The organism is Paenibacillus sp. FSL P2-0322 (assembly GCF_037975315.1).
Classification (GTDB): domain Bacteria; phylum Bacillota; class Bacilli; order Paenibacillales; family Paenibacillaceae; genus Paenibacillus; species Paenibacillus polymyxa_B.
Map to the genome: position 1 here is coordinate 2987440 of NZ_CP150243.1, position 24330 is coordinate 3011769.

Genomic DNA, 24330 nt, shown 5'->3' on the forward strand with positions numbered 1-24330 from the left:
GTTCTTTAAATATTTCAGTAGTGATTCAGCGGGGGACGGTACGGCTATGAGCTGCTAACATCTGATATAACTAATGATATAAAATCCTTACTAGTAGATTGATCCAAAAATAATGTAACTATATTCTCATATGTAATTACGTAAAATAGTGTGCCCAAAGTGATGTAGACATTTGTCGCGGGACAAGAACATTTTGTCATTGCGGATTAGATAATTATCTAAGCAAAGTTTCTATCTTGTAGCTTATACTTTGGAAACACGGGTAAACGGAGAGGTGACAAAGAAAATCAATTGTAGGAACGTTTCCCCATTAATAACGTGTATTAGAATAAAATTATAGAAGGGGTACAGTTAAACAGATAAAGTGGAGCAACTTGCTCAAGCCAAGAACGACGCGACAACCGCCAGGATCTTTTTATATGGATTTATTGGTGCCATTGTCCTGATTGCATTCCTGAATATACTGAACACCGTCAGCACAATGTCATTCTGCGTACCAAAGAATTTGCAGTTCTTAAAGCCCTCGGCATGACACAACGTAATGTAAAGAAAATGATTCTGTTGGAAGGCGTATTTTACGGCCTATACGCTGCGGTATACGGTAGTATACTCGGAACAGTATTGAGCTATGGTATACATCGTCTCTTCAAAGGTGCTGTCGATGTAGGTTGGACGATTCTAGGGGCAGCATTGTTCTTGCTTGTGCAGGTGCCATAGCAACAACGCTCGTTGCTACAGCTTGGCCGATGTATCGATTAAATCAAACGAGTATCGTTGAGGCTTTGAGAAAGGAAACGTAGATAACTATAAAATAGATTATCACTTAGAAAGTCGCATAGATCGCGGCTTTTTTTGTTTTAGAGATTCAAAAAAAAGGGGGTTGACTTTTCCTTTGGTTTAGGGGGGGACTTGACATGCGTGTGTTATTATCAAAAAGTTGAAAGTTCTCCTCTACAGATTTGGAGAGGGAATGAGATAAGTATGCAAGAGGAGGTTTACATATACACATAACACAATGCGCTACCTGTCATCGCGGTTCTGGTAAACATTATTTCTAAGTAAAGGTATTCTGTAATGCTTTGTTTATGCTATGCAGTGGAAATTAGAAAGACACAGAGGAGTGAAGGTTTTGCAATCAGGAACTATTTCAGAAGAGCAAAAGGTCCCAAATGTTAAAGTTTTACCCATAATGTTCGCATTAATGCTTGCAGGTATCATAGGTACGTTTAATGAAACAGCAATTAATATCGCTATCAGCGATTTAATTAATCAGTTTGCAATTACGGAGTCCACGGTCCAGTGGTTATCAAGTGGTTATTTACTCACACTGGGAATTTTAGTTCCCCTTTCAGGATTATTGATACAGTGGTTTACAACGAGGCAACTTTTCCTGACATCAGTCATTATTTCAATCGTAGGGTCAGCAATAGGTGCTATGGCGGGAAGTTTCGATATATTGCTATTAGGAAGGATACTTCAAGCTGCTGGAGCAGCCCTGCTCTTTCCTTTGATGTTTAATACTGCTCTCATTATATTCCCAGCCGAGAAACGCGGAAAAGCGATGGGGCTGGTCACTCTTGTGTTCACAGCGGGACCTGCTTTAGGTCCAACCACCTCAGGTCTATTGATTGATAATCTGAGCTGGCACTGGATATTCTGGGTATCGTTAATGACTCTGGTGGTTGCTTTGGTGATAGGCGTTACATTTATAAAAAATGTAGCACCAATAACTAAACCACGTATTGATATTTACTCTCTGGTTTTGTCGACAATTGGTTTTGGCGGATTGGTTTACGGTATTAGTACTGCTGGAGAAGGAGATCATGGCTGGGGTAACCCTGTAGTCATTGTATCTCTGATCGCCGGTGTTGTTGCATTGATACTATTTGTCATTCGACAACTGAACATGAAAGAACCTCTTATGAACGTAAGAACACTTAAAAACCCGATGTTTGCCATCGGTACGGCGCTAGTATTCATTTGTATGAGTGTTGATCTTGCAGCGATGTTTGTTCTTCCTATGTTTTTGATTCGTGTTCTTGAATTAAGTGCTTTGACAGCTGGATTGACTCTTCTTCCAGGCAGCATCATTTCAGCTGTGCTTTCTCCTGTTGTTGGGTCGCTCTTTGACAAATTCGGACCTAAGTTTTTGGTAGTTCCTGGTCTAATTCTAACTGCGGCCACCCTATGGTTCTATTCTGATATTACGGTTGCATCGTCAATCGCTTTGATTGTCGTCTTGCATACCTGTCTGATGGTTGGAATTATTATGGTGTGGATGCCTGCTCAGACGAATGGTCTGAATCAGCTACCTGCTGAGATGTACCCGGATGGTACGGCTATTATGAACACGCTGCAGCAAATTGCAGGAGCGATCGGGATTGCTATGGCGGTTAGTGTCATGACAAGCGGAGTAGGAGACTTTATGAACAATGTTGCTGATCCTTCAAACCCGGCTAATGCAACATTGGCTTTGACGGCTGGTATGCAGAACGCATTATTCTTCGTGATGTTTGTTGCCCTTGCCGGCCTTGTTCTTGGCGTATTTGTTAGACGAGTGAAAGTCCAAAAGTGGTCAGGAGACTCCGATTGGTCATAATGCTTCTCAAGAAGCATTGTTGATTCAACCACAGATTTATTAAAAGGTGTAAGAGCGAATAGATTATTTACGATTATCTATTCGCTCTTCTATTTCATTTGTTGGAGGGTGAACATCGCAAATGAAGAAGAGGTGAGTCTATGCATATGTCTGAAGCCGATCTCATAGAATTCCTTACATCGAACCCTCATGTGAAAATTCGAGAACCGCCTCGGGAGCCTTTACCTACTCAACGTCTTACATTTGATAACCAAGCGGAGGAGCGCTTCTATAATAAGCGGGTTGTTCCTTTAATTATTGCAGGTTACCTTCATAAGCTAGAGCTTCATAAAACCTTTGAGATCATGCAGGCTGTGGAACACTGTGGCAAGAAGTATAAAAAAACGTGTGTATACACCTGATTTCTACATGGAACACAAAGATGGTTCTGTTGAAATCGTTGAGGTTAAAGGACGGATGATCAAAATAATGCAACGAGATTATCCTCTTCGTCGTCATATTTTTTATTTTAAAGTACTGTCTTCCAAATAACTAGAAGTTTATTGAGGTACATGATGATGAGATATAGCGCGAGGATGAATAACCCGAAATTGAATTGTATCGATATAAGAATAGTTTAAGAGTCTTTTATATCATGATCCATATTAAAATCTAATACGTGTAAAGAGGAGAGTGTTTGGAATGTCAAACCTAAGTAAAGTAATTTCACTTACCAATGAAGAGCAAAAACTTCTTCAGAATGCTACGGAATTAGTTCCATTCTTAAAGGAATATGGTACGGAAATTGATAAAAACATGCACATACCGGAAGAAGTTATCGAAAAGCTTTCAAGTGCAGGACTTTTTAAGCTCAGAACACCGAAGAAATATGGTGGATTTGAAGTTAGCATAAGGGCAATGATTGAAATTGTCTCTGAAGTTGCGAAAGGCAATGGTTCTGTTGGATGGGTGATTCAAAATTTAAATGGAAATAACTATAGTGCATCCCAGCTACTACCCTCAAATGTGGTGAGTAAAATCTTCAATCAAGTCAACGAAGTGAGATTCTGCTCGGTACTTCAAGCCATCAAAACAGTGGTGAGGAAAGTTGAGGGAGGTTATCTGGTTGAGTATGGTCGTTGGGCCTTTGGTTCCGGGTCTAAGCATGCAACACATGCATTGTTAAATTTAAAGGATGCGAGTGGAATGCAGCAAGATCCCAAAATGCAGCTTGCTGTTGTTCCCATGGATGAAATTAAAATTATTGATGATTGGCACACGATGAGCCTAAAAGGATCGGCAAGTAACAGTTTGGAAATGAATGATGTTTTTATTTCTGATGAGTTTGTCGCTTATGAGGATGCAGAGCAAGTTGATGAAAGCATGCTGCAGCATCTAAAAGGCGAAGACAGATTCAAACCTTATTTATTTTTGATAACCAGTCTCACAACAGGAATTAGCACAATTCTGGGACTTGCAAGAGGAGCGTTGGAACACTTTGTTGAAAAGGCACCCCATAAGGGAATAGCCATGACAATCCACAAATCCCAGGCAGAAATTGGACATATCCAGTACAAGGTAGGACTGGCAGCCATGAAGATCGAATCTGCTCATCTTCATATCCATCGATCCGTTGAAATTCTAGAGACTTATGAAAAGAACTGTGAGCTCCTAGATCAACAAAACTTCGCGCGGGTTCAAACGGATATTGGATATGCGGCAATGTTATGTTGGGAAGCCGTTGAAATGTTAGTGGTCGAAAGCGGCGGAAGTGTAATACTGGATTCGAACCGACTATCCCAAATATTCCGCGATATTCGTGGTGGGGCTAATCATGCGTTTACCACAGCTTCTACTTGCATGGAACTGTACGGAAGAGTGCTTCTAGGGCTGGAACCACAGCATATTGTAACGCTAAGCAGTACACATGTAATAAGAGATACTCATAAAAAGGAGCTAGTATAAGGAACTAACGACAAGCTAAGTCAGAATAAGTCTATTACATGAATAAGAAGCTACTGATCTGGGAAATCAGTGGCTTCTTATTTGTATATTGTCTGGTAAAATATTGTCACATTGTTCCTAGAATAAAGGTAAAGTTAAATCCATTATTCTTTACTTCACAACACGGTAAAGAAAATGAAAGACGTTGCTGTTCCTAAAACATATACCACAAAAATAATAAATGAATTTCGAGATTAATTCTGAAGCGCTTAAAAAATACTAAGTTAAACTCAAAATTGTGAAATTGGTTATGATACTAAGTTATGTGATTATTACTATTCAAGAGAAACTGGGGTGCAGTTTCTCTTGAATAGTAATTGTACTTTGCTTCCTAAAACGTATGATGAAGAGTTCTACTATAATGGATATTACTGAAAGTATGAGTCCCAGTGCATAGACTCCTTACAAGCATGCAACCGAAAAAGCAACTATCTCTGCAGAATCGGCCAAACACTTGCTTTGAGCCGAAAACATTTTGCTGATAAGCAAAGCGGTACCTAAGGCCCCTGCCATTTGCAGCAAATGGCGTACAGTGAGGATATAATTCTTTGGGTAACTGTTCAGTCCAGGGGTTTACACTGGCATCAACACAAGGGATACTCCCACTAAGAATATAGAATGCATTAGGATAATATACGTTGTGGTAGTCGAAGCATCAATTCCTGTAAACATCCACATTGCAAATGCAACGATGACCACTCATGGAACAATGACGACCCGCGGCCCGAAAATATCAAACAGTTTTCCGGAAATAGGTCCCATCAAACTGTTTATAATACTACCAGGAAGCATAATAATACCTGATTTAAAGGCTGTAAGTAGTAATACTCCCTGCAAATACATAGGCAGTAGTGCCATCGTGGAGAACATACTCATCATCATGGTGATCATCAGCACAACCATCAAGGCAAATATAGGGTACTTAAAGGTGCGCAAATTAAGAATCGGATTTTTGATCCTTAGTTGTCTGAAGATAAACCACGCCAATGACAAACAAGCAACACTTAGCGTCCAGTAAACTTCCGGATTTGACCATCCAAGATCACCGGATTTACTGAAACTATAAACAATGCCACCAAAGCCGAGTGTAGATAAAATGATGGATAGAATATCAATCTTGGGCTTGGTGATTTCCATAACATTGGTCAGGTATTTCACTCCTACAAAAATAGAAATCATAGCCAAGGGAATGAGGATGTAGAATAACCAGCGCCAGTTTAATGAATCGATAATAACACCTGAAAGCGTAGGTCCAAGTGCTGGGGCAGACATGATCACTAGACCCATCAGGCCCATTGCAGCACCGCGTTTTTCCAGCGGGAAGATAATCAATATCGTATTCATCATCAGAGGCATCATAAGCCCCGTACCAAATGCCTGTACAATCCTACCTGTGAGTAGAAAACTGAATGTTGGAGCAAATGCCGCAATCAAGGTTCCAGCAAGAAACGTAACCATTGCTGCTGTAAATAACTGCTTGGTTGATATCCATTGCTGCATCACCGCTGTACTGGAACTAGTACGCCGACGACAAGCATATAAGCGGTAGTAAGCCATTGAATGGTTGAAGCTGTCACTCCAAATTCCTGCATCAGTTCAGGCAATGCATTGCTTAACAAAGTTTCACTAAGAATTGCTATAAAAGCACCTATAACTAATGCTACCAATATCGGAGTTCTTTTGATTTTGTATAAATCGATCTTGCTGCTTGAAATAACGACACTGGCGGTACTCATTAAGTATTCTCCCTTTTCACATCGTCTACAAATGTAGACTAGATATACATTTGAGGATAATCATGCAAGTTTTCGAAAAAAATAATCATTATACTGAAATTCTTAAAAGATGAAATGTTGATCTCACAATACAAAATGAACAGCAGGGTTCCGATGAAATTAATAGCTTTTTATTACATACCAAGGAGGATTATGATATGACATCCGAGAAGAACAGAACTTGATTTGAATGCATTTATAGCTCAGCTAACATATTTAGAGAGTTAGGATTACGACATGAGGTATTGCGCTCTTATTAAATTTTGAGCTAAATGAACAAATGATCTGAGCCTAGGAGTAAAGTATCTATTACTGTTTCCTGTTATCTTATAGGTAAAGTTAGAACGCAAGACCTTACGGATGGAAATCCAACTAAATCTCAGGGAAGTCAATTCCAGTTCTATTAACTAATTACGAAATTATCCTTAAGGTGATGTAGGAGAAAAAGGGGGCTTCCTAATGTCCATGAGAACTAGCAAGTTGATCAAAGCTCCGCAAGAGCTGGAAAGTGCACCAGATAAAAAAGGAAGTCTAAAGCAGAACGGGTTATCCGTCATTAAATTTTATTTGCATACACAAGGTGATATAGGAACATGCTTCCTGAAGGAACATCTTTTGTTGTTTGTTAAATCGGGCATTTACACGGTACGTTTTAGAGATCAAGAGTATATCGTCCGGAGCAATGAAATGGTGTTTATTAACAAGTCTATGCTGGTTGAATACGAGAAATCAGGGGAACCCGGTTCTGAATACATGCTTGATTATATGATGTTTTTCCTGAATGAGAAATTGGTTGAGGAATTTGTCCAATTCGCTGGTTTAAAACCGATTTATCCAGTGAACGGTGAAGTTCCTGTATCCATTATTAAGGTTAATGACCTCACTCTATCTTACATTGAGTCTTTAAAACCCTATTTCGACAACCCAGACGATGTTAGAGATGCACTCGTTCGGATCAAGTTAATGGAACTTCTATTTCACCTGGTAGACTCAAATGATCATTTTCAATATCAACTGTTGCAACTATCTAACCATGATAGGAACAGTAGTATCGATAAGATTATGGAAGAAAATTTCACAAATCCCGTATCCCTCAATGATCTGGCTTATTTGTCTGGTAGAAGCCTGTCAACGTTCAAACGGGAGTTTCAGGCAATATATCATACCTCACCGTTGAAATGGATTCGCAATAGGAGGTTGGATAAAGCTAAGAAGTTACTGTTAGAGACGTCACTGTCTGCTACCGATGTCTGTTTCACTACTGGGTTCGAAAGCGTTGCTCACTTTTCCAAAGTGTTCAAACTTCGGTTTGGACTCCCACCGTCGGAGTTTAGACAACAGTTTAAGCGAAGAGAGGAGGGGTTGAAGGAATAGCATGTAATTTTCTGCTAAAAATATGTGATTAGCCTGTTTTCTTGGCAACTCATTCTTTTTCGATTTAAGTGTAGCGATAATATAAAATAAGAAGTTTAAAAAGGAGAAGATCGTATCTTGAATCGTTGGTTTAGGGATTTACTAATTATCAGACTTTTGAAATTAATTGAGTATGAAGAGGAAGAAATGTTCAAACAAATATATTGTAGTTTTCTTGAAAGAATAAAATAGAGGCTTAACAGAGGAATACGAACTGGTCCGGACATATTGTTCCGGCAAGACACAGAAAACGCACAATTAAAGATTCCACACAAATTAAGGAGAGAACGAAGATGGTTACGGTACTACTTATAGTTATTTACCTCGTATTTATAGGTCTCGGACTGCCAGATGCCTTACTTGGCAGTGCATGGTCCATTATGAAATTTGATATCGGCGCCGCAACAGAAATGGCAGGTTATATATCGTTAACGGTCTCGTTTTGTACTGTTGTATCCAGTTTATTTGCAAGTAGATTATTGCATAGATTTGGTACAGGAAAGGTAACTTTATTCAGTATTCTATCTACAACGATTGCCTTGCTTTGGTGTCAAAAACGAGGGGAGATTTGTATCAATCAACAAGAACGGCAAAAACCTTAAAAACAAGGGGTAAAACCGATTTATATACATATGTACAAAATACGAGTTTTGTGAATATGTAATGACTTCTGTTGGAATAAGCCTAAAGCATTTTTGAATATCGATGTACATTGACACAAAATCCCCTACTAAAATGACACAAAGTTCCCTACTTTAGTAGTTAAATCATACTTTTGAGTGACTTAGTTCTTTTTCTTCAAGCGAATGAGGTAATTTTTTTTATTTATCAAGCTAAGTAGGTAACTTTGTGTCACTCACCCAGTCAAGTAGGTAACTTTGTGTCATTCTCCCAGTCAGGTAGGCAATTTAGTGTCACTTACTTGACGCGCTCTACATTACTTATCCATATTATTGACTGCCTTCCTCATTTCCTCATCTGTTAAATGTGTATAGATCATGGTTGTTTGTATTGAGGAATGTCCTAATTGGTTTTTCAATCTAGGCACATCATTGTTCTCTAAATGATAGCGCGTTGCAAATGAATGTCTTAGAGAATGCACGGTTAATGCTGGTTTTCCAAAAGCTGAAGCATACTTTTCGATTAGTTTTTCAATAGATCGCTGCGTTAAACGTCGGCTTTTTCCTTTACGACCTATGGAAGCTGCAATAAACAAAAAGCTTTCGTTTTTTTCTGGGATATATCTGGATTCTCTAATCTGCAGATAATTTTCTAAATCTAGTAACGCTTGCTTGCTGAAATACACGTATTGTTCTTTATTGCCTTTTCGTATAACACGCACCAAAGCTTTGTTCATATCTAAATCTTCAATGTTAATACCTGCTACCTCAGAGAGCCTAAGACCAGAACCTAAAATGAGGGAAACAATAGCTGTATCTCGTTCACGGTTAAATTGATGGAAATTGAAAATACGTTTATTCTCTTTATTGATTTCTCCGAAATCATGAGCTATAAACTGCCTAAATGACTCAAAATCGTCTTCTCTAAGAATTTTCCCATCAATACGATTGGCAATGGTTTCTTGGCTTTCTTTAATCACGTTTAAATCCATTTTGGCCATAACATTGCGCTGGATATATGGTTTTAAGTCATTTGTTTCAGCTTTGTTCTGTAAGTAATCAAATAAGGATTTTAGTGAGGACAATTTACGGTTGATGGTTAGCTTGGCATTGCCTAGTTGATACTCCAAAAAAGATAGGAAATTTTCCACTTCACGAATCGTTAGTTTCTCCAAAGTAGCTAATTTAATGTTTTTACGGCTATCTTCAGTAAAATTTTCTGCAACTAACCAATCAAAAAAAATAATATAGTCATGGCAATAGTTCAGAAGCGTTGTGGGAGAAAGTTTTCGTTTTCTACTATCAATAAATTCCGTAATAAACCACGGAAGATCAGACAATTTTTCATCGATTCGATTCATGTAATGCATTTTCATTTGTTTATCCATATATGTATAACCTCCGTAAATTATTATACTTCAGTTATAAATATTCGTCAAAATTATATTTTACGTAATTATCAAATGAGGTCACAGTAGGTCGAAATACTTCCAAGTAATTAAACTGGTCTCTTCCTTGGTTTAGGTACATTATTATTTTCCTTATGATGTCGCGTTGCAAACGAATACCTAAGAGAATGTACTGTTAGAGACCACCCAGCACCTTAAGTCCACAAACATCTTTGCTTATGGCTATTAACAAATTAATCCCTGACTCGAAAAAATGTTTTTTTGAATATTGTCGCGCCCACATATTCCAGTTCTTAGCATGTAAGCCTAGCCACCATAAATGACGGGCAAAAATTAAGAAACGTATTAGGCCTTCCTCCTCCTGGTTTAAAAAGCGTATAGAGGAGTACCCTGAAATAAGCTCTTTCCAAATTTCAGGGGTCCCCCCTCTCCCAAAAGTGCCCCAGATTGCAGTCGCTAGATCATATATTCTCCACTGCCAACCAACATCTTCAAAATCGATTATCACAGTTTGTCCAAGAGTTGTTTGTATTGCATTTAAGTGGTGTGCATCCCCATGTGAGCATCCAAATAAAGATTCATCGTTATACTTTTCTAATATTACAGCTATTGTGCTTGTTAGTCGTTCAGTCAATAAGAGACTTTCACAATCATTGTAAGAATTTCTTATTGCGTCCAATGAGTTATATAGTAACTCATTAATTGTAATATCTCGGAGCCAACTCGGCTTCTTCATCTTATCCCAAATATTGTGTATATGACCAATTGAAGTGCCTAGTGAGAAGAAATTGGATTTATTAATTTGTAGTGCATGACCTTCAACAAACTCATAAGCCCTTGCCATAAATGCCACTTCATTAATTTGTATTATATTATTCTCTTCTTTGAGGGGACGTGGTACGGGAGCTCCTTCGCGAAATAGTGTTTGTATAGCAAGATATTCACGTTGTAATCTATCCAAAGAGTTGATAGGAAGAATCTTCAAAAGAAAATCTTCACGCGCTGTGATGGCTTTATATACATAACTTCTATTTAATGATAGTGGGAGTAATTCTTGAATTTTCATGTGTGGAAATATAGAATCAAGGTGAAATAACAATGTTTGAGTATTTGAATGATACTTCAATCCATTAACAACTCCATTCTATGACGTTCACAAATCCAAGGAAGTGTTGATACTCGTTGTAGCTGATTTGTACTTTCATGTAGCTTCGGTCCATTTCTCTTTAACTCTAATAAATCTAAATCGTAATTATCTGTTACAAAAGTTGAATTCTCAAAACCATCTTTAATGTTACCCAAAGAAAACTCTCTCAGCCCCACTAGTCCATAGCAAGGATAAATATAACCATCACCATCAATATATAATCTTAAATGATTTGCACACTGGTTAATTGGATTTTCTGGAATTGTGTTCCGAAAATTGCTTGTTTCACTTTTAATCGGATATATCGTAATGTCCATTGAATTAACAGATTCATAACTGAGAAACCCGTATTCCCGTAAAGTTGAAATCGAACCAATAATTCCGATTGGTCGGCGTAAATTTATTAATAATCTCATAAAGTCTTTAATTGATGTTAACTTTGCTAATACAAAGAGATTGTCTGTAGTTACTCCAACTGATGAGAGCAGCGAATCATCGCAAAGTGATTTTAGGTGAGTGTAGTTATGAAATAGCTCGACTATATCTAAGGTTATTGAAAATGCGAAACCATTATTAATACGACCCAACTGCGGTCCGCTTAAGCGAATTCCCTCTTTGCAGAAGCGCAAGTTGTCGCGGGTTCGATAGATCTGGTCGGCCAGCACCGCTTTGGGATAATAACCAAATCTGGCGCGGTAACGCTCTACGGCGTCCTGCAATGTCTGCCCTTCGTTGTAGCTATCCCACGACAGATGCTCGCGGAAAGCGTAGCCGTTCACCACGCTAATCGCCAGCTTCTCTCCGAACTCGACGTTTGCCCTGGCTTTGCCGCGCACGATCGGTCTGACATGTGGCTGTGCGATACTGACAATCCGATCCGATATGCTGTGTGTCCGCTTGTCATACATCGTTTGCTGCTGACGATAAAGCTCTTGAATGACCAGCAGTTCCTTGTACAAACGCCGCGGCAGGCCGCTCGTCATATCGGCGAGTTCGGCGATCATGCGCAGATCACGGGAAACGAACCTGAGCTGCTTGCCGATCGCTTTTCGTATCGCGCGCGGCTTCACGCGCCGCTGCTTGGCAACCGCCAGATAGGCTTTGCGGGCACGCTCTCGGTATGTTCTGGGCTTGCGGGTCTTTCCACGTTCCGGTTCGTGCAGGATGTCGATGATCTTCTCCAGCTTTTCTCTGGCCTGATTCAGTAACGACAAATCCGTCGGGTAGGCGATATCCGCCGGCGCGCAGGTAGCGTCCAGCAGCAGTTCGCCCTCGTTCGTCAGTTCCATCTGCTGTGGCTGCGTTTCTGAAGGCTTACCGGACGCTGCGTCAGTTCCGCTGCCAGGTTCATCGTCGTCCGATGAATCATCCGACACTTGCGCGCTTCTTCCAGAGCGATCCATTCATTCACTTCATCCAGAATTTCGCCACCCAATCGCTTGCGGAAATGCGTCATGAGAGAATGATGAAACGGACGGCGGTACCGATATTCCGGCAGACCGAGGAAGTACTGCAGATACGGGTTCTCCAGAATCTGACGAAGTGTCTCCCGATCATCGGTGCCAAGCCGCTCCTGGATGATGAGTGCGCCGAGCGCGATACGGATCGAAACGGCTTTTTGGCCCTTGAGGCTTTTCTTGAAGTTTTTCGCATACTTCTCTTCGAGCATCCACCACGGAATCATCTGGGCCAGCAGCACCCAGCGGTTATCTTCTGCGAGCTTTCCGCCGAACGGCAGAAAAAAGTCGACGGGCAGGTTCATCTGGTTCTCGGTTCGCTGATACAATCCTGACGCCTCCAAGTGCACGGTTTTTCACGGGGCTGCCCCGTTTTCCTTCGACATAAGAGGCCCTAAACCCTTGTGCCTGTTGGAGTTTTGATTCGTTCAGCAAGCCCTAGGTAAACCGTGTCCTATGGGCATCGGCGCACGTGTTTAGACTCCGATGCCGCGAGGCTCATTGTCAAGGCGAATACGTTGTTTACATGTCTTCGATGTACACGCCCTTGATAATCAAGGATTTTCTAAAAGCGAGTTGAGATAATTAACGAAAATATACGCTAAGTATTAAACGGATTAATGACCCTTTGGCGGCTCAAACATCATATTGTTTAACTGGTTCACAAAAATACCTTCGTTCGGGCCCGGGTTGTTTCGAAATACTTTCGCTTCTTCCACTAGAACCTCGTCCGCATCCGTACCAAGTACCTTCATCGTTTCATCAATGAATGATGCTAGTAGCATAGAGCTCGGATCGTTATTGAAATACGTTTGAACCCCTGGCGGCGCAATTTCCAGGATTTTCACCGATGTGTCTTTAAGCATGTACCGTTGGGATAGCGTATAGGAATGGAGCGCTGCTTTCGTCGTAATACAGAAACATGAAAATAATTCCAATAGGACGTAGGTTCTACTTTCTTGAAATTTTTGATTAGACTGGAAAGAGGCTAAGTCTACAGGTCATTAAAGTCAACCTAAAAACTTAGCCTCTTGATTTCATATTAAATTTTAAATAAACTTCAGTCTTCACATACCATTGTCTGCAAAGTCGATGAGACTACTATTTATTATTGCTGCTACATCCTTTTTGTAATCGTGTATAAAAAAATGATCCCCGTCAAACATATGAATTTTACAACTTTTGGACGTATAATCATGCCATTTTGCAACGTCAAAAATAGTGGCTCCCTTTTCTCTTTTTCCCCACAATACACTTATATCGCAGTCAAGCTTAGCGTTTTTTTCAATGTGCCTGTATGTGTCAGTAATTCTAAAATCCTCTCTGAGTATCGGTAAAAACAACTCCATTAATTCATTGCTTTTCAGAACCTCTTTGGGCGTGCCTCCCAGCTTAAATACCTCATCCACAAACTCCTTATCCGGCAAATCATAGAGTACCTTCTTCTTACTTACAAAACCCGGAGGATATCTGCCGGAAATAAACATATGGACAGGATATGGATGTCCGAGCTCCTTTATTCTATAGGCAAGTTCATATACAAGTACACTGCCCATACTGTGGCCAAACAACGCATAAGGTTGTTCTTCAAGGTTGCTTATGATAATACGGTGTATATCTTCAAGCGCTTCCTCAACACTTCCGTAAAACGGTTCACCAATCCTGCTGCCTCTTCCCGCAAGCTCAATCGGGAAAAGCTCAATCCTATCATGCAAGTATTGTTCCCAATATTTATATACTGCTGCAGAACCTCCTGCATACGGCAGACAAAACAATTTAATCTTATCCATTATATCTACCCCTTATATCTGAACTATTGGTTGATCTCTTCCAATATTTCTTTAATAATAGCCGCATTTTTATCTATATATCCTGTACTTAACATATCAAAATGACTGCCAAATCCGTTATATACTTTGAACTCTCCCGTTGTTGCCTCTCTCCATCCTTCACATAAATCAGCTTCACCTTCATTGTCTTGCTGCTGTGATATAATAAGATGGATATTGGAGTTTATCTGTCCCGAGTTTATAACACTTCTAGTGTATTTATGATAATTTCTCATTCTTTCAATGGCCTTTTCAATAACTGCCTGGTTATCTCCAAACATGCCTTTTATAAGTTTCTCATTTTCTTCTATAAATTCTTTATCCTGTTGCTCAGCAAGTTTCTTAGCATCTTCGCTTTCTTCCTCAATAAGGACAAATGATTTAGCCGAATCCAGAAAGATTATATCGGATACATGATGTCCAGTTTCAATTAATACTTTAGCAACTTCAAATGCCAGATTACCTCCTGCCGAGTAACCAAATAGAATATATGGGCCCTCGGGTTTGACAGAAGTAATTGCCTTCACATACTCCTCCATCCTGCTCTCATTTTCTATAAAGTCAAAGGAATATATGGAATAAGCATTCATTTGTTTTGATAAACTACCATAAGCTATTCCATTTCCTCCTCCTGGAGGGAATGCAAACATAAGACTCTCCATTGCTGAATTAAAATGAATTGCCGGACTTGGTGTAATATAATCATTGGCGTACGTATTGTGTATAAAACGGGCAATTTCCTTTATGGTTGGGGCCATATAAAAGTCTTTTAGTGGTACCTCAACATTTAACTGTTCATAAATTCTGCTTATAAGGGATATTGCCTTCAGTGAGTATCCTCCCAGTTCAAAGAAGTTATCATTCACACCAATTTTTTGTACTCCAAGGGCATCATGCCACAGCAGTGCAAGCTTCTCCTCAACTTCACCGCAAGGCTCTACATACTCTACTGATGTAGCTAAAGTACCGTCATTTTGGGGTAAATTATTCCGATCTATTTTGCCATTGGCTGTCAAAGGCAGCTTTTCCAGCTGAACAAAGTATTGTGGTATCATGTAATCGGGAAGTTCTTTTAAGAGAAGCGCCCTTAAATCTGATATTGTAGATTCACTTTCCCCTGCTATATAAGCACACAAATACTTGTTGCCCTCCTGGTCTGTCTTTGCAATTACCGCAGCTTCTTTTATTGAAGGATGCTTTAATAGCTGCACTTCTATTTCCCCAAGCTCTATCCTAAAGCCCCTAATCTTTACCTGATGGTCTACTCTGCCTATAAATTCGATGTTTCCGTCAGGAAGCCACCTTCCAAGATCACCGGTACGATACATTCTTTCTCCAGAGCTGAAAGGATTAGCTACAAATTTTTCCGTAGTCAATTCAAGTTTGTTCAAATAGCCTTTTGCCAGCCCATCTCCAGATATATATATTTCACCAGTTGTATTAACCGGTAAGATATTCATGTCTTCATTAAGTATATATATCTTATAATTCTGCAATGGCATACCTATAGGTATACTTGTTAGATTTCTCACCTTCTCACGGCTTAAATGGTAATAAGTTGAATCTACGCAGCATTCTGTTGGACCATAAACGTTTGTTATAGTAGGGTTATTATCTTTAAACCGATCATAGAAACCTTGTATACCTTTACATGAAAGTTCTTCCCCTCCGATAATAAACTGCATAACTGAAAGACTTTCGCCAGGCCTGGCAGTATCTGTTAAAAGCTTTATATGTGCTGGTGTTCCGTCTGAAACAGCAATTGAATTCCTGTTATAGTACTTTAGAAGGCCCTCACCATCTAGCCTTGTATCCTCAGGAACTATAAACAGCGTATGGCCAAGGAGAGAAGCCGCAAATATTTGTTTTACAGATGCGTCAAAAAAGTAAGGGGACACAAGGGCAACATTTAAATAATTATCATAATTTTCATAGACAAGCTTTCTTAGTCCATAAACCAAGTTAACTACACTTCGATGCTCTATCATTGAACCCTTCGGAACTCCAGTAGATCCCGATGTATAAATGATATAAGCTAAGTCCTCTGGTTTATTTATTTTATCAAGGTTTTCAGCACTTCCAATGTATATTTCAGGGGAATCAAGCAGTAATATATTACCGTAAAACTCTGCTTTATCCGCTAAATGTGATTGCGTCAACAGCATAGTTGCATTACTATCTTCCAGTAATTTTTTTATTCTTAGTTCAGGAAGTTTGGTTGAAATTGGTAAATAGACACCTCCTGCTTTTAAAATTCCCAGTATTCCAACCTGCATATCTACGGATCTTTCTACCATTATTCCAACTATGCTGTTTTGCTTTACACCATTACTTCTTAGTGCTCTGGCAAGCTGATTTGCCTTTTCATTGAGCTGCCTGTAGGTTAATTGCTTGTCCTCAAACACTACAGCTACATTATCAGGTGTCCTTTCCACTTGGTCTTGGAACAGCTCATGTAGAGTCTTATCCCTAGGGTATTCTGCCTTTGTATCATTAAAACTATTTAGTATTTGCTGTTTTTCATCCTGAGATAGTATATTTATTTCGGACAGCATCTTTTCGGGGTAAGCTGTGATCTCTTCCAGTACATTGATGAAATGGACCCCAAGTTTTTCTATTGTCTCTTTCTTAAACAGACGAGTAGCATACTTTAACCCAAATACAATATTATTCTGGGTCTCTTGGGCGTTTAGGGTCAAATCAAATTTGGACGCCCTGAACTCATTATCATAGGGCATGAACCTTAGCCCATTCATCTTAAATTCTGATGCCTCTTTATTTTGCAAGACAAACATAGTATCAAACAGCGGATTTCTGCTCAAATCCCGCTTAATGCTAAGCTTCTCCACAAGTTCCTCAAATGGGTAATCCTGGTTTTCATAAGCCCTTAGAGCATTTTCTTTTACTACCATCAAAAACTCGCTGAAATTCTTTTTACCTTGAGGGTAATTCCTCATAGCTAGGGTATTGACAAACATGCCTATGATGTCCTGCAAATCTGTATGTGGCCTTCCTGCTATAGGGCTTCCAATTACGACATCTTCCTGTCCGGTGTATTTGAAAAGAAGCACATTGTATGAAGCTAGAAGCACCATATACAGTGTTGCTCCATGATCCACGGCAAGCTTGTTCAGTTTATGTGCAAGTTCCCGGCCTGTTTCAAAACTGACCATATCGCCTTCAAAACTCTGTATAGCCGGCCTTGGGTAGTCTACCGGCATATCAAGTACTGGTATTTCTCCCCTAAATGCCTGGAGCCAGTATTCTTCTTGTTTACTGATTGTGCCGTCAGCAAACAATTTATTCTGCCATACGGAATAGTCCTTGTACTGAATCTGAAGTGCTGGAAGATTCATTCCTTCATACAAGCTTATGAATTCTCTTACCAGTATTTCATCCGACACCCCGTCAGATATGATATGGTGTTTATCAAGCATCATGACATGCCTGTCTTCTCTAATTTTTACGAGCCCTGCTCTTAGTAAAGGAGCCTTGCCAAGGTCAAATGGCCTTATGAATTCATTTGCTGCTTCTGAGGCTTTTTCTTCGCCGGTTTCCATGTACATGATACTAAATTCCACCTCATCATGGACCTTCTGCACCGGTTCACCATCTACCATATGGAAGGAGGTCCGGAAAGCCTCATGCCTTTTTACCAGCTGATCTAAGGCTTTCTCAAAACGTTCTATATCAATACTGCCTTCTAACAACATAAACTCTGGCATATTGTATGCCACCCTTGCTCCTTCAAGCTGATTTAATATATACAGCCTTCTTTGGGAAGACGACATAGGATAGTATTCCATTTCTCCAGTGGGCTGGATAGATTGATAAATACTCTCTTGGGCTTCCTGGATGTACTTGGCAATTTCTGCAATTGTCGGCAGCTTGAATATCTCCTTAAGAGATATATTTACATTGAACTCTTTGTGAATTTTGGCTGCAAAGTTTATTGCTTTTAATGAGTGCCCCCCAAGCACAAAGAAATTATCATTTCTCCCTATTTTCTCAACCCCCAGGATATCCTGCCACAATTGTACAAGCTTCTCTTCCACTTCACCTGAAGGTGCTTCATACTCTACTCCAGTATTTAAATGAGCAGCAGGGTGGGGCAAGTTCTTCCGGTCTATCTTACCATTGGCTGTCAAAGGCATTTCATCCAGCTGCATGAAGTATGCCGGGATCATATACTCGGGCAATTCTTTTGAAAGGCATTCCCTTAGTTCAGTTATTGTCAGTTCATTTTCCCCAACGAAATATGCACACAGATCCTTGTTCTTCTGTTGGTCTTCCTTTACAATAACCACAGCTTCTTTTATTGAAGCATGTCTTAATAGCTGAGCCTCTATTTCTCCAAGTTCTATTCTAAATCCCCTTATCTTTACCTGGTGGTCCATCCTGCCTAAAAATTCTATATTCCCGTCAGGCAGCCATCTTGCCAAGTCCCCAGTACGATACATTCTTTCTCCCTTTATAAACGGGTTAGATACAAATCTTTCTGCAGTAAGCCCCGTCTTGTTTAAATAGCCTTTGGCAAGACCATCCCCAGATATATATAATTCCCCAGCGATACCTATAGGATTTACTTCTAATTTCTTACCAAGTATGCATGCTCTGGTGTTTGGCAAAGGACGGCCTATGGGGATATTATCCAATCTACTAAGCCCCGCCGCAGTAATCAAATATTCCGTAGAATCCACACAGCATTCGGTAGGACCATAAACATTTGTGATGCAAGGTTGCACATCCTCAAATCTGCTTAGGAAGTCTTTTACTGCATCAAATGGAAGAACATCTCCGCCTATAATAAAATGTCTCACTTTTAGGTTATTATCTATAGGAGGAGAATTTAACATCATATTTACGTGTATGGGCGTTCCATCCGAAATATCAATCCTATTTTCACTATAGAAGTCCAGCAGCTTTTTACCGTCTTTCCTTGCTTCCTCCGGTACAATGTACAATGCATGCCCCATTAGCAGTGCTGCGAAAATCTGCTGCACCGAAGCATCAAAAACATAAGGGGCAATGAGGCAAACATTCAACGGTGATTCATATTTGCTATATATTCTCTGGAACAGACCCTCTACCAGGTTTAATACACTCTTATTATCAATGCAAACACCTTTAGGGTTTCCCGTTGAGCCAGAGGTATAGATGATGTACGCTGTATCACCAGGCTTATTTATACATTTTATATTCACATCGTTTATAAAATTATAATCATAATCAGATAAATCAATAATCTCACCATCGAAATCATCACGATCCATAAGATGATTTTGGGTGAGTAAAATTTTGGCCTTGCTGTCCTCCATCATATACCTTTTTCTTTCCAATGGATAATTAGGATCTACAGGAAGGTACGCCCCCCCAGCCTTGATTACTGACATTATACCTATAACCATTTCAGGCGAGCGGTCCACCATTATGCCTACAATATCATCAGGCTTTACTCCCTTTTCTCTTAATGCCCTGGCCAATTGGTTTGCCTTTTGATTCAGTTCTCGGTAGGTTAATTGTTTACCTTCAAAAACCACTGCAATATGATCAGGAGTCTTTTTCACTTGCTCCTCAAACATTTGGTGTATGGTTTTATCCAGGGGATATTCGAGAGCAGTATCGTTAAAGCTGTATAATACTTGCTGTTTTTCTTCCTGTGATAACATTTCGATTTCATAAAGCCTTTTTTCGGGGTATGCTGCAATTTCTTCCAGCAAATTGATGTAATGAGCCCCAAGTCTTTCAACTGTTTCTTTCTTAAACAGTCTTGTACAGTATTCGAGTTCAAAGGCTATACCATCCTCAGTCTCAAATGCATTTAAGGTGATGTCAAATTTTGATATTCTGCCTTCTATCCCTTTGTTGTACGGCTTGAAGCTTAGATCAGACGTTATGAGCTCTGCTTTTCCAACATTGTATATGGCAAACATGGTATCAAAGAGGGGATTCCTGCTCATATCCCTCCTTATGTCCAGCTTATCCACTAATTCTTCAAACTGATAGTCCTGATTGTCGTATGCTTTCAAAGCATTTTCTTTAACTTCTTTCAAGAATTCAATAAAAGTCTTTTCTCCTTGCGGGTGGTTTCTCATGGCCAGAGTGTTTACAAACATACCTATGATGTCTTGAAGGTCAGCATGAGGCCTTCCAGCTATAGGACTTCCCACAATAATATCTTCCTGTCCAGTGTATCTAGATAACAGCACATTGTATGCAGCAAGAAGCGTCATATATAATGTAGCTCCATTGTCTGATCCAAGCTTGTTAAGTCTAACCGCAAGCTCGCTATCAGCTTCAAAGCTGATGTAGTCTCCTTCAAAGCTTTGTACTGCGGGTCTTGGGTAGTCGGTGGATAAATCCAGCACAGGGATCTCTCCCTGAAAGGTCTGGAGCCAGAATTCCTCCTGCTTACTTATGGCAGCTCCTGCAAACAATTCCCTCTGCCAAACTGAGTAGTCCTTGTACTGTATACGCAGTGGAGGAAGTATTTTCCCTTCATATAAGCTTATAAACTCTCTTACCAGTATGTCGTTGGACACTCCATCCGATATGATATGATGCATGTCAAACACCATAATATGTCTGGCTTCTCCAATCTTTACAAGTCCAACTCTTAATAGTGGAGCCTTTCCAAGGTCAAAGGGCCTTATGAATTTCTCCACTATTTCGGGAACCTTCTCTTCACTGGTTTCCAGGTACATGATACTTAGGTCCGCCTTGTCATGGACTTTCTGAGACAGCTCTTCCTCGATCATATGGAAGGAGGTTCGAAAGCTCTCATGCCTTTCTATCAGACTATGAAAAGCCTGCTCAAAACGTGCTTTATCAACAGTACCTTCCAGCAATATTATGCCAGGTATATTGTAGGCGATTCCAGCTCCTTCAAGCTGGTTTAATATATATAGTCTTTTCTGGGCGGATGACATGGGATAATATTCCATATCCCCAGCACGTTGAATGGACTGATATAGGCTCTCCTTTGAGTCTTCAATGTAGCTGGCAATTTCTAAGATGGTTGGTGTCTTGAATATTTCCTTAAGAGGTATGTCTACATTGAACTCTTTGTGAATTCTTGCTACAAGGCTTGTTGCCTTTAACGAGTGTCCTCCGAGCATAAAGAAGTTATCATTTCTTCCTACCTTCTCTATTCCAAGGATGTCCTGCCACAGCAGCGCAAGCCTTTCCTCCACTTCACCTGAAGGCGCTGCATACTCTGTTCCTGTATTTATTCTTCCATCAGGCAGCGGCAGCGCCTTTCTGTCCAATTTTCCATTTATGGTTAACGGTACTTTTGCTATCCTCATAAAATAGGATGGAATCATATAATCGGGCAGCTCTTTAGATATAAGCTCCCTTATTTCGGTCACTGTCACTTCTCGGTCAGACACTATATAAGCGCAAAGATACCTGCCTACACTTGAATCCTCCCGGTCAATGACCACCGCCTCATTTATATCAGCATGCTTCAAAAGGGCTGCTTCTATTTCCTCAAGCTCGATTCTATACCCTCTTATTTTAACCTGGTGGTCTTTTCTGCCGGCAAATGCAATATTCCCGTCAGGAAGCCACTTTGCAAGATCTCCTGTTTTATACATCAGTTCTCCAGGCATAAATGGGTTCGGTACAAACTTTTCCCTGGTAAATTCCGGTTTTTTCAAGTATCCTCTCGCCAATCCTGCCCCGGAAACACAGAGTTCACCCTCAACACCTATGGGCTTAAGATTATTGTTTTCATCAACTATAAACACCCGGGTATTGGTAATAGGTTTACCAATAGGTACCGACTTATCGGCCGTCTCACAATCATCTGCTTTCCATACCGTTGCACATACGGTTGTCTCAGTAGGTCCATAAGCATTTATATATGAAATCCTGTTGCTCCATTTCTTTAAAAGTTCGGGAGTGGAAGCCGAACCTGCTGCAATTACCTTCTTTAAGGAAGTTACTTTTTCCGGGTCCAGATTTGCCAGATACGGAGGTGGTAAAGTAGCAATAGTTATCTCATTTTCATTTAGGTATTCTTCAAATCTTCGATAGTCATTGATAATATCGCTTGAAGATATATATAGTGTTGCTCCTGCCAATAGTCCCATAAATATTTCCCAAACTGCAGCGTCGAATGAAATTGATGCAAATTGAATAATCCTATCGCTTTCACTTACATTTAAGCGGGTCTTGAAAAACGCCTCCAGATTTGCTACCCCTTTATGTTCTACCATAACCCCTTTAGGTTTTCCTGTAGACCCAGATGTATAAATGATATATGCCAAATTTTGCGGTGAACATACCACTTCCAGGTTCATAGGGTTTCCGGCATAAAGGCTTTCATCTTCTATGTCTATATACTTCCCGTAAAACTCCACTTTCTCCAGGAATTGCTTTTGGGAAATCAGCACCCCTATCTCGCTGTCCTCGAGTAAATATTCGATTCTTGCCTTAGGGTAGTCAGGATCTATAGGCATATATGCCCCTCCGGCTTTAAGTATGCCAAATATACCTATGACCATCTCCAGTGAGCGTTCTACCATAATACCCACTATGCTGTCTGGTTTAACTCCCTTATCCCTCAACACTCTTGCAAGCTGATTTGACTTCTCATTGAGTTCCCTATAGGTTAGCTGCTTACCCTCAAACACCACTGCCGCATTGTCAGGTGTCTTCACCGCTTGTTCCTCAAATAGTTGGTGAATGGTCTTTTCCCTGTGGTATTCCTCCGTTGTATTATTGAAGCAGTGTACTATTTCTTTCTTTTCCACTTCGGTGAGTATATCAATATTCCTAATATGCATATCGGGATTATCGGTTACAATTTCTATTACCGACTGAAAATGTCCCTTGATTTTTTCTATGAAATTACCATCATATACCAGTGAGTTGTAACTGAATTTAATAGATAATTCCTTACCGCCATCAACGAGTATCCCAAAATCATAATTCGTCTGCTCGAATATTTCCATTCCAACTACATTTAAAATGCCATTACTGGATGAAGCATTAACCGCTTCATCCATAGGGTAATTTTCAAAAGCCATGACATGATGTATCAAGGCATCTTTCAAGCATGTTTTTGACTGCACATCCGCCAGAGGATAGAAACTGTACCGGTCAGATTCAAGCACCGATTGCTGCATCTCTTTGATCAGTTCGGTAAAAGTTTTATCCTCATCACAACTCACCCTTACTGCAACGGTATTTATAAATAAACCCACCATGCTCTCAATTCCCTGTATTTCATGAGGCCTTCCCGATACCACCTCACCAAACACCACATCATCGGTATTGTTATACCGCTGTAATAATATCCCCCATATGGTCTTTATAATGGTACTCATGGTTGTATTGTTTTTGGCTGCAAACTTCTCAAGATCGCTAGTTATTTGTTCAGATATTTTAAACTCCGTTTCTTCAATCCTGAAATCATCACTTGCAGACCTGCCGTTTTGGGGAAGGACTGTCTGATGCTCGTAACCTTTAAGATAGGTTTCCCAGTAATCTGCGGCCTCGTTCTGATTTCTGCCTTCCAACCATTTGATATAGCGGCTGTAAGGATATACCTTTCCTGACTCCGGCTCCCGGCTATTCATCAGGGCTTCATAGTTTTCCATAAATTCTCTAAATATATTTGCGAGACTCCACCCATCAATAATGATGTGATGAAAGCTCCATACCATGTTATAAGATTGGTAGCCTGTTTTAATTACACTTAATCTTGTTAAAATATCCCTTGATAAGTCAAAGCCCTTTTTTCTGTCTTTAACCCTGTATTCTTCTATATACCTATCCCTTAGTTCTTCGGCAAGGGAGGTAATATCCTCATAGCTGACAGACAGCTTTCTTTCCTTCATGACTACTTGTAAGGGCTTGGCTACATTTTCATACAAAAAAATTGTTCTCAAAGCGTCATACTTTTCAATAATGATATTAACGCTCTTTTCAACACAATCAATGTCCAGGATGCCTTTTATAGAAAGTGATATCTGCTCAAAGTAGGCGTCTGAATTTTTATCCATCATATAGTGGTACAATATCCCTTGCTGCATAGGAGTGAGCCGGTACATATCTTTTATGTTTTGTTTCTTCAAATCACTCATAAGT

11 protein-coding genes and 2 pseudogenes are annotated in these 24330 nt (G+C 39.9%); 6 read left to right on the forward strand and 7 right to left on the reverse strand.

All coding sequences use genetic code 11. The features are described from left to right. Window positions 1-489: 489 nt before the first annotated feature. From MKY24_RS13045 to MKY24_RS13060, 4 genes are all read left to right on the forward strand, one after another. Window positions 490-717 (forward strand): FtsX-like permease family protein, encoded by a 228-nt coding sequence (locus MKY24_RS13045; RefSeq protein WP_226887817.1) that lies wholly within the window; start codon window positions 490-492, stop codon window positions 715-717. Between the two features lie 472 nt (window positions 718-1189). After that, on the forward strand, window positions 1190-2599 hold the full coding sequence (locus tag MKY24_RS13050; RefSeq protein ID WP_081326325.1) for a DHA2 family efflux MFS transporter permease subunit: 1410 nt from the start codon (window positions 1190-1192) through the stop codon (window positions 2597-2599). Between the two features lie 140 nt (window positions 2600-2739). After that, window positions 2740-3000, forward strand: a complete 261-nt coding sequence (locus MKY24_RS13055) for a hypothetical protein (protein WP_053325482.1) — start codon at window positions 2740-2742, stop codon at window positions 2998-3000. A gap of 280 nt (window positions 3001-3280) precedes the next feature. After that, complete coding sequence (locus tag MKY24_RS13060) at window positions 3281-4543, forward strand: acyl-CoA dehydrogenase family protein (protein WP_023988695.1); 1263 nt, start codon at window positions 3281-3283, stop codon at window positions 4541-4543. Between the two features lie 318 nt (window positions 4544-4861). Here MKY24_RS13060 and MKY24_RS13065 read toward each other — a convergent pair. Continuing rightward, window positions 4862-6318: pseudogene (locus tag MKY24_RS13065) on the reverse strand (DHA2 family efflux MFS transporter permease subunit). Window positions 6319-6816: 498 nt separating this feature from the next. Between MKY24_RS13065 and MKY24_RS13070 the strand changes: the two are divergent. Further along, window positions 6817-7731 (forward strand): AraC family transcriptional regulator, encoded by a 915-nt coding sequence (locus tag MKY24_RS13070; RefSeq protein ID WP_053325483.1) that lies wholly within the window; start codon window positions 6817-6819, stop codon window positions 7729-7731. A gap of 332 nt (window positions 7732-8063) precedes the next feature. Continuing rightward, window positions 8064-8372: a hypothetical protein gene (locus MKY24_RS13075; RefSeq protein WP_053325484.1), complete on the forward strand. Its 309-nt coding sequence runs from the start codon at window positions 8064-8066 to the stop codon at window positions 8370-8372. Between the two features lie 335 nt (window positions 8373-8707). Here MKY24_RS13075 and xerS read toward each other — a convergent pair whose 3' ends face one another. The 6 genes and pseudogenes from xerS to MKY24_RS13105 all read right to left on the reverse strand — a co-directional run bounded on the left by xerS (window position 8708) and on the right by MKY24_RS13105 (window position 24326). Continuing rightward, complete coding sequence (gene xerS, locus MKY24_RS13080) at window positions 8708-9778, reverse strand: tyrosine recombinase XerS (protein ID WP_023988768.1); 1071 nt, start codon at window positions 9776-9778, stop codon at window positions 8708-8710. 196 nt (window positions 9779-9974) lie between these two features. Further along, the gene (locus MKY24_RS13085) at window positions 9975-10865 is read right to left on the reverse strand and encodes a phosphotransferase (RefSeq protein WP_144390583.1); all 891 of its coding nucleotides are present in this window, start codon (window positions 10863-10865) and stop codon (window positions 9975-9977) included. Window positions 10866-11524: 659 nt separating this feature from the next. Next, window positions 11525-12732: pseudogene (locus tag MKY24_RS13090) on the reverse strand (IS5 family transposase); the annotation flags it as partial. 288 nt (window positions 12733-13020) lie between these two features. Further along, window positions 13021-13269, reverse strand: coding sequence for a hypothetical protein (locus MKY24_RS13095; RefSeq protein ID WP_019687304.1), 249 nt, complete (start codon window positions 13267-13269; stop codon window positions 13021-13023). Window positions 13270-13470: 201 nt separating this feature from the next. Next, complete coding sequence (locus MKY24_RS13100; protein ID WP_023988771.1) at window positions 13471-14193, reverse strand: thioesterase domain-containing protein; 723 nt, start codon at window positions 14191-14193, stop codon at window positions 13471-13473. Window positions 14194-14216: 23 nt separating this feature from the next. Then, the gene (locus MKY24_RS13105; protein ID WP_339202229.1) at window positions 14217-24326 is read right to left on the reverse strand and encodes an amino acid adenylation domain-containing protein; all 10110 of its coding nucleotides are present in this window, start codon (window positions 24324-24326) and stop codon (window positions 14217-14219) included. Window positions 24327-24330: the final 4 nt, after the last annotated feature.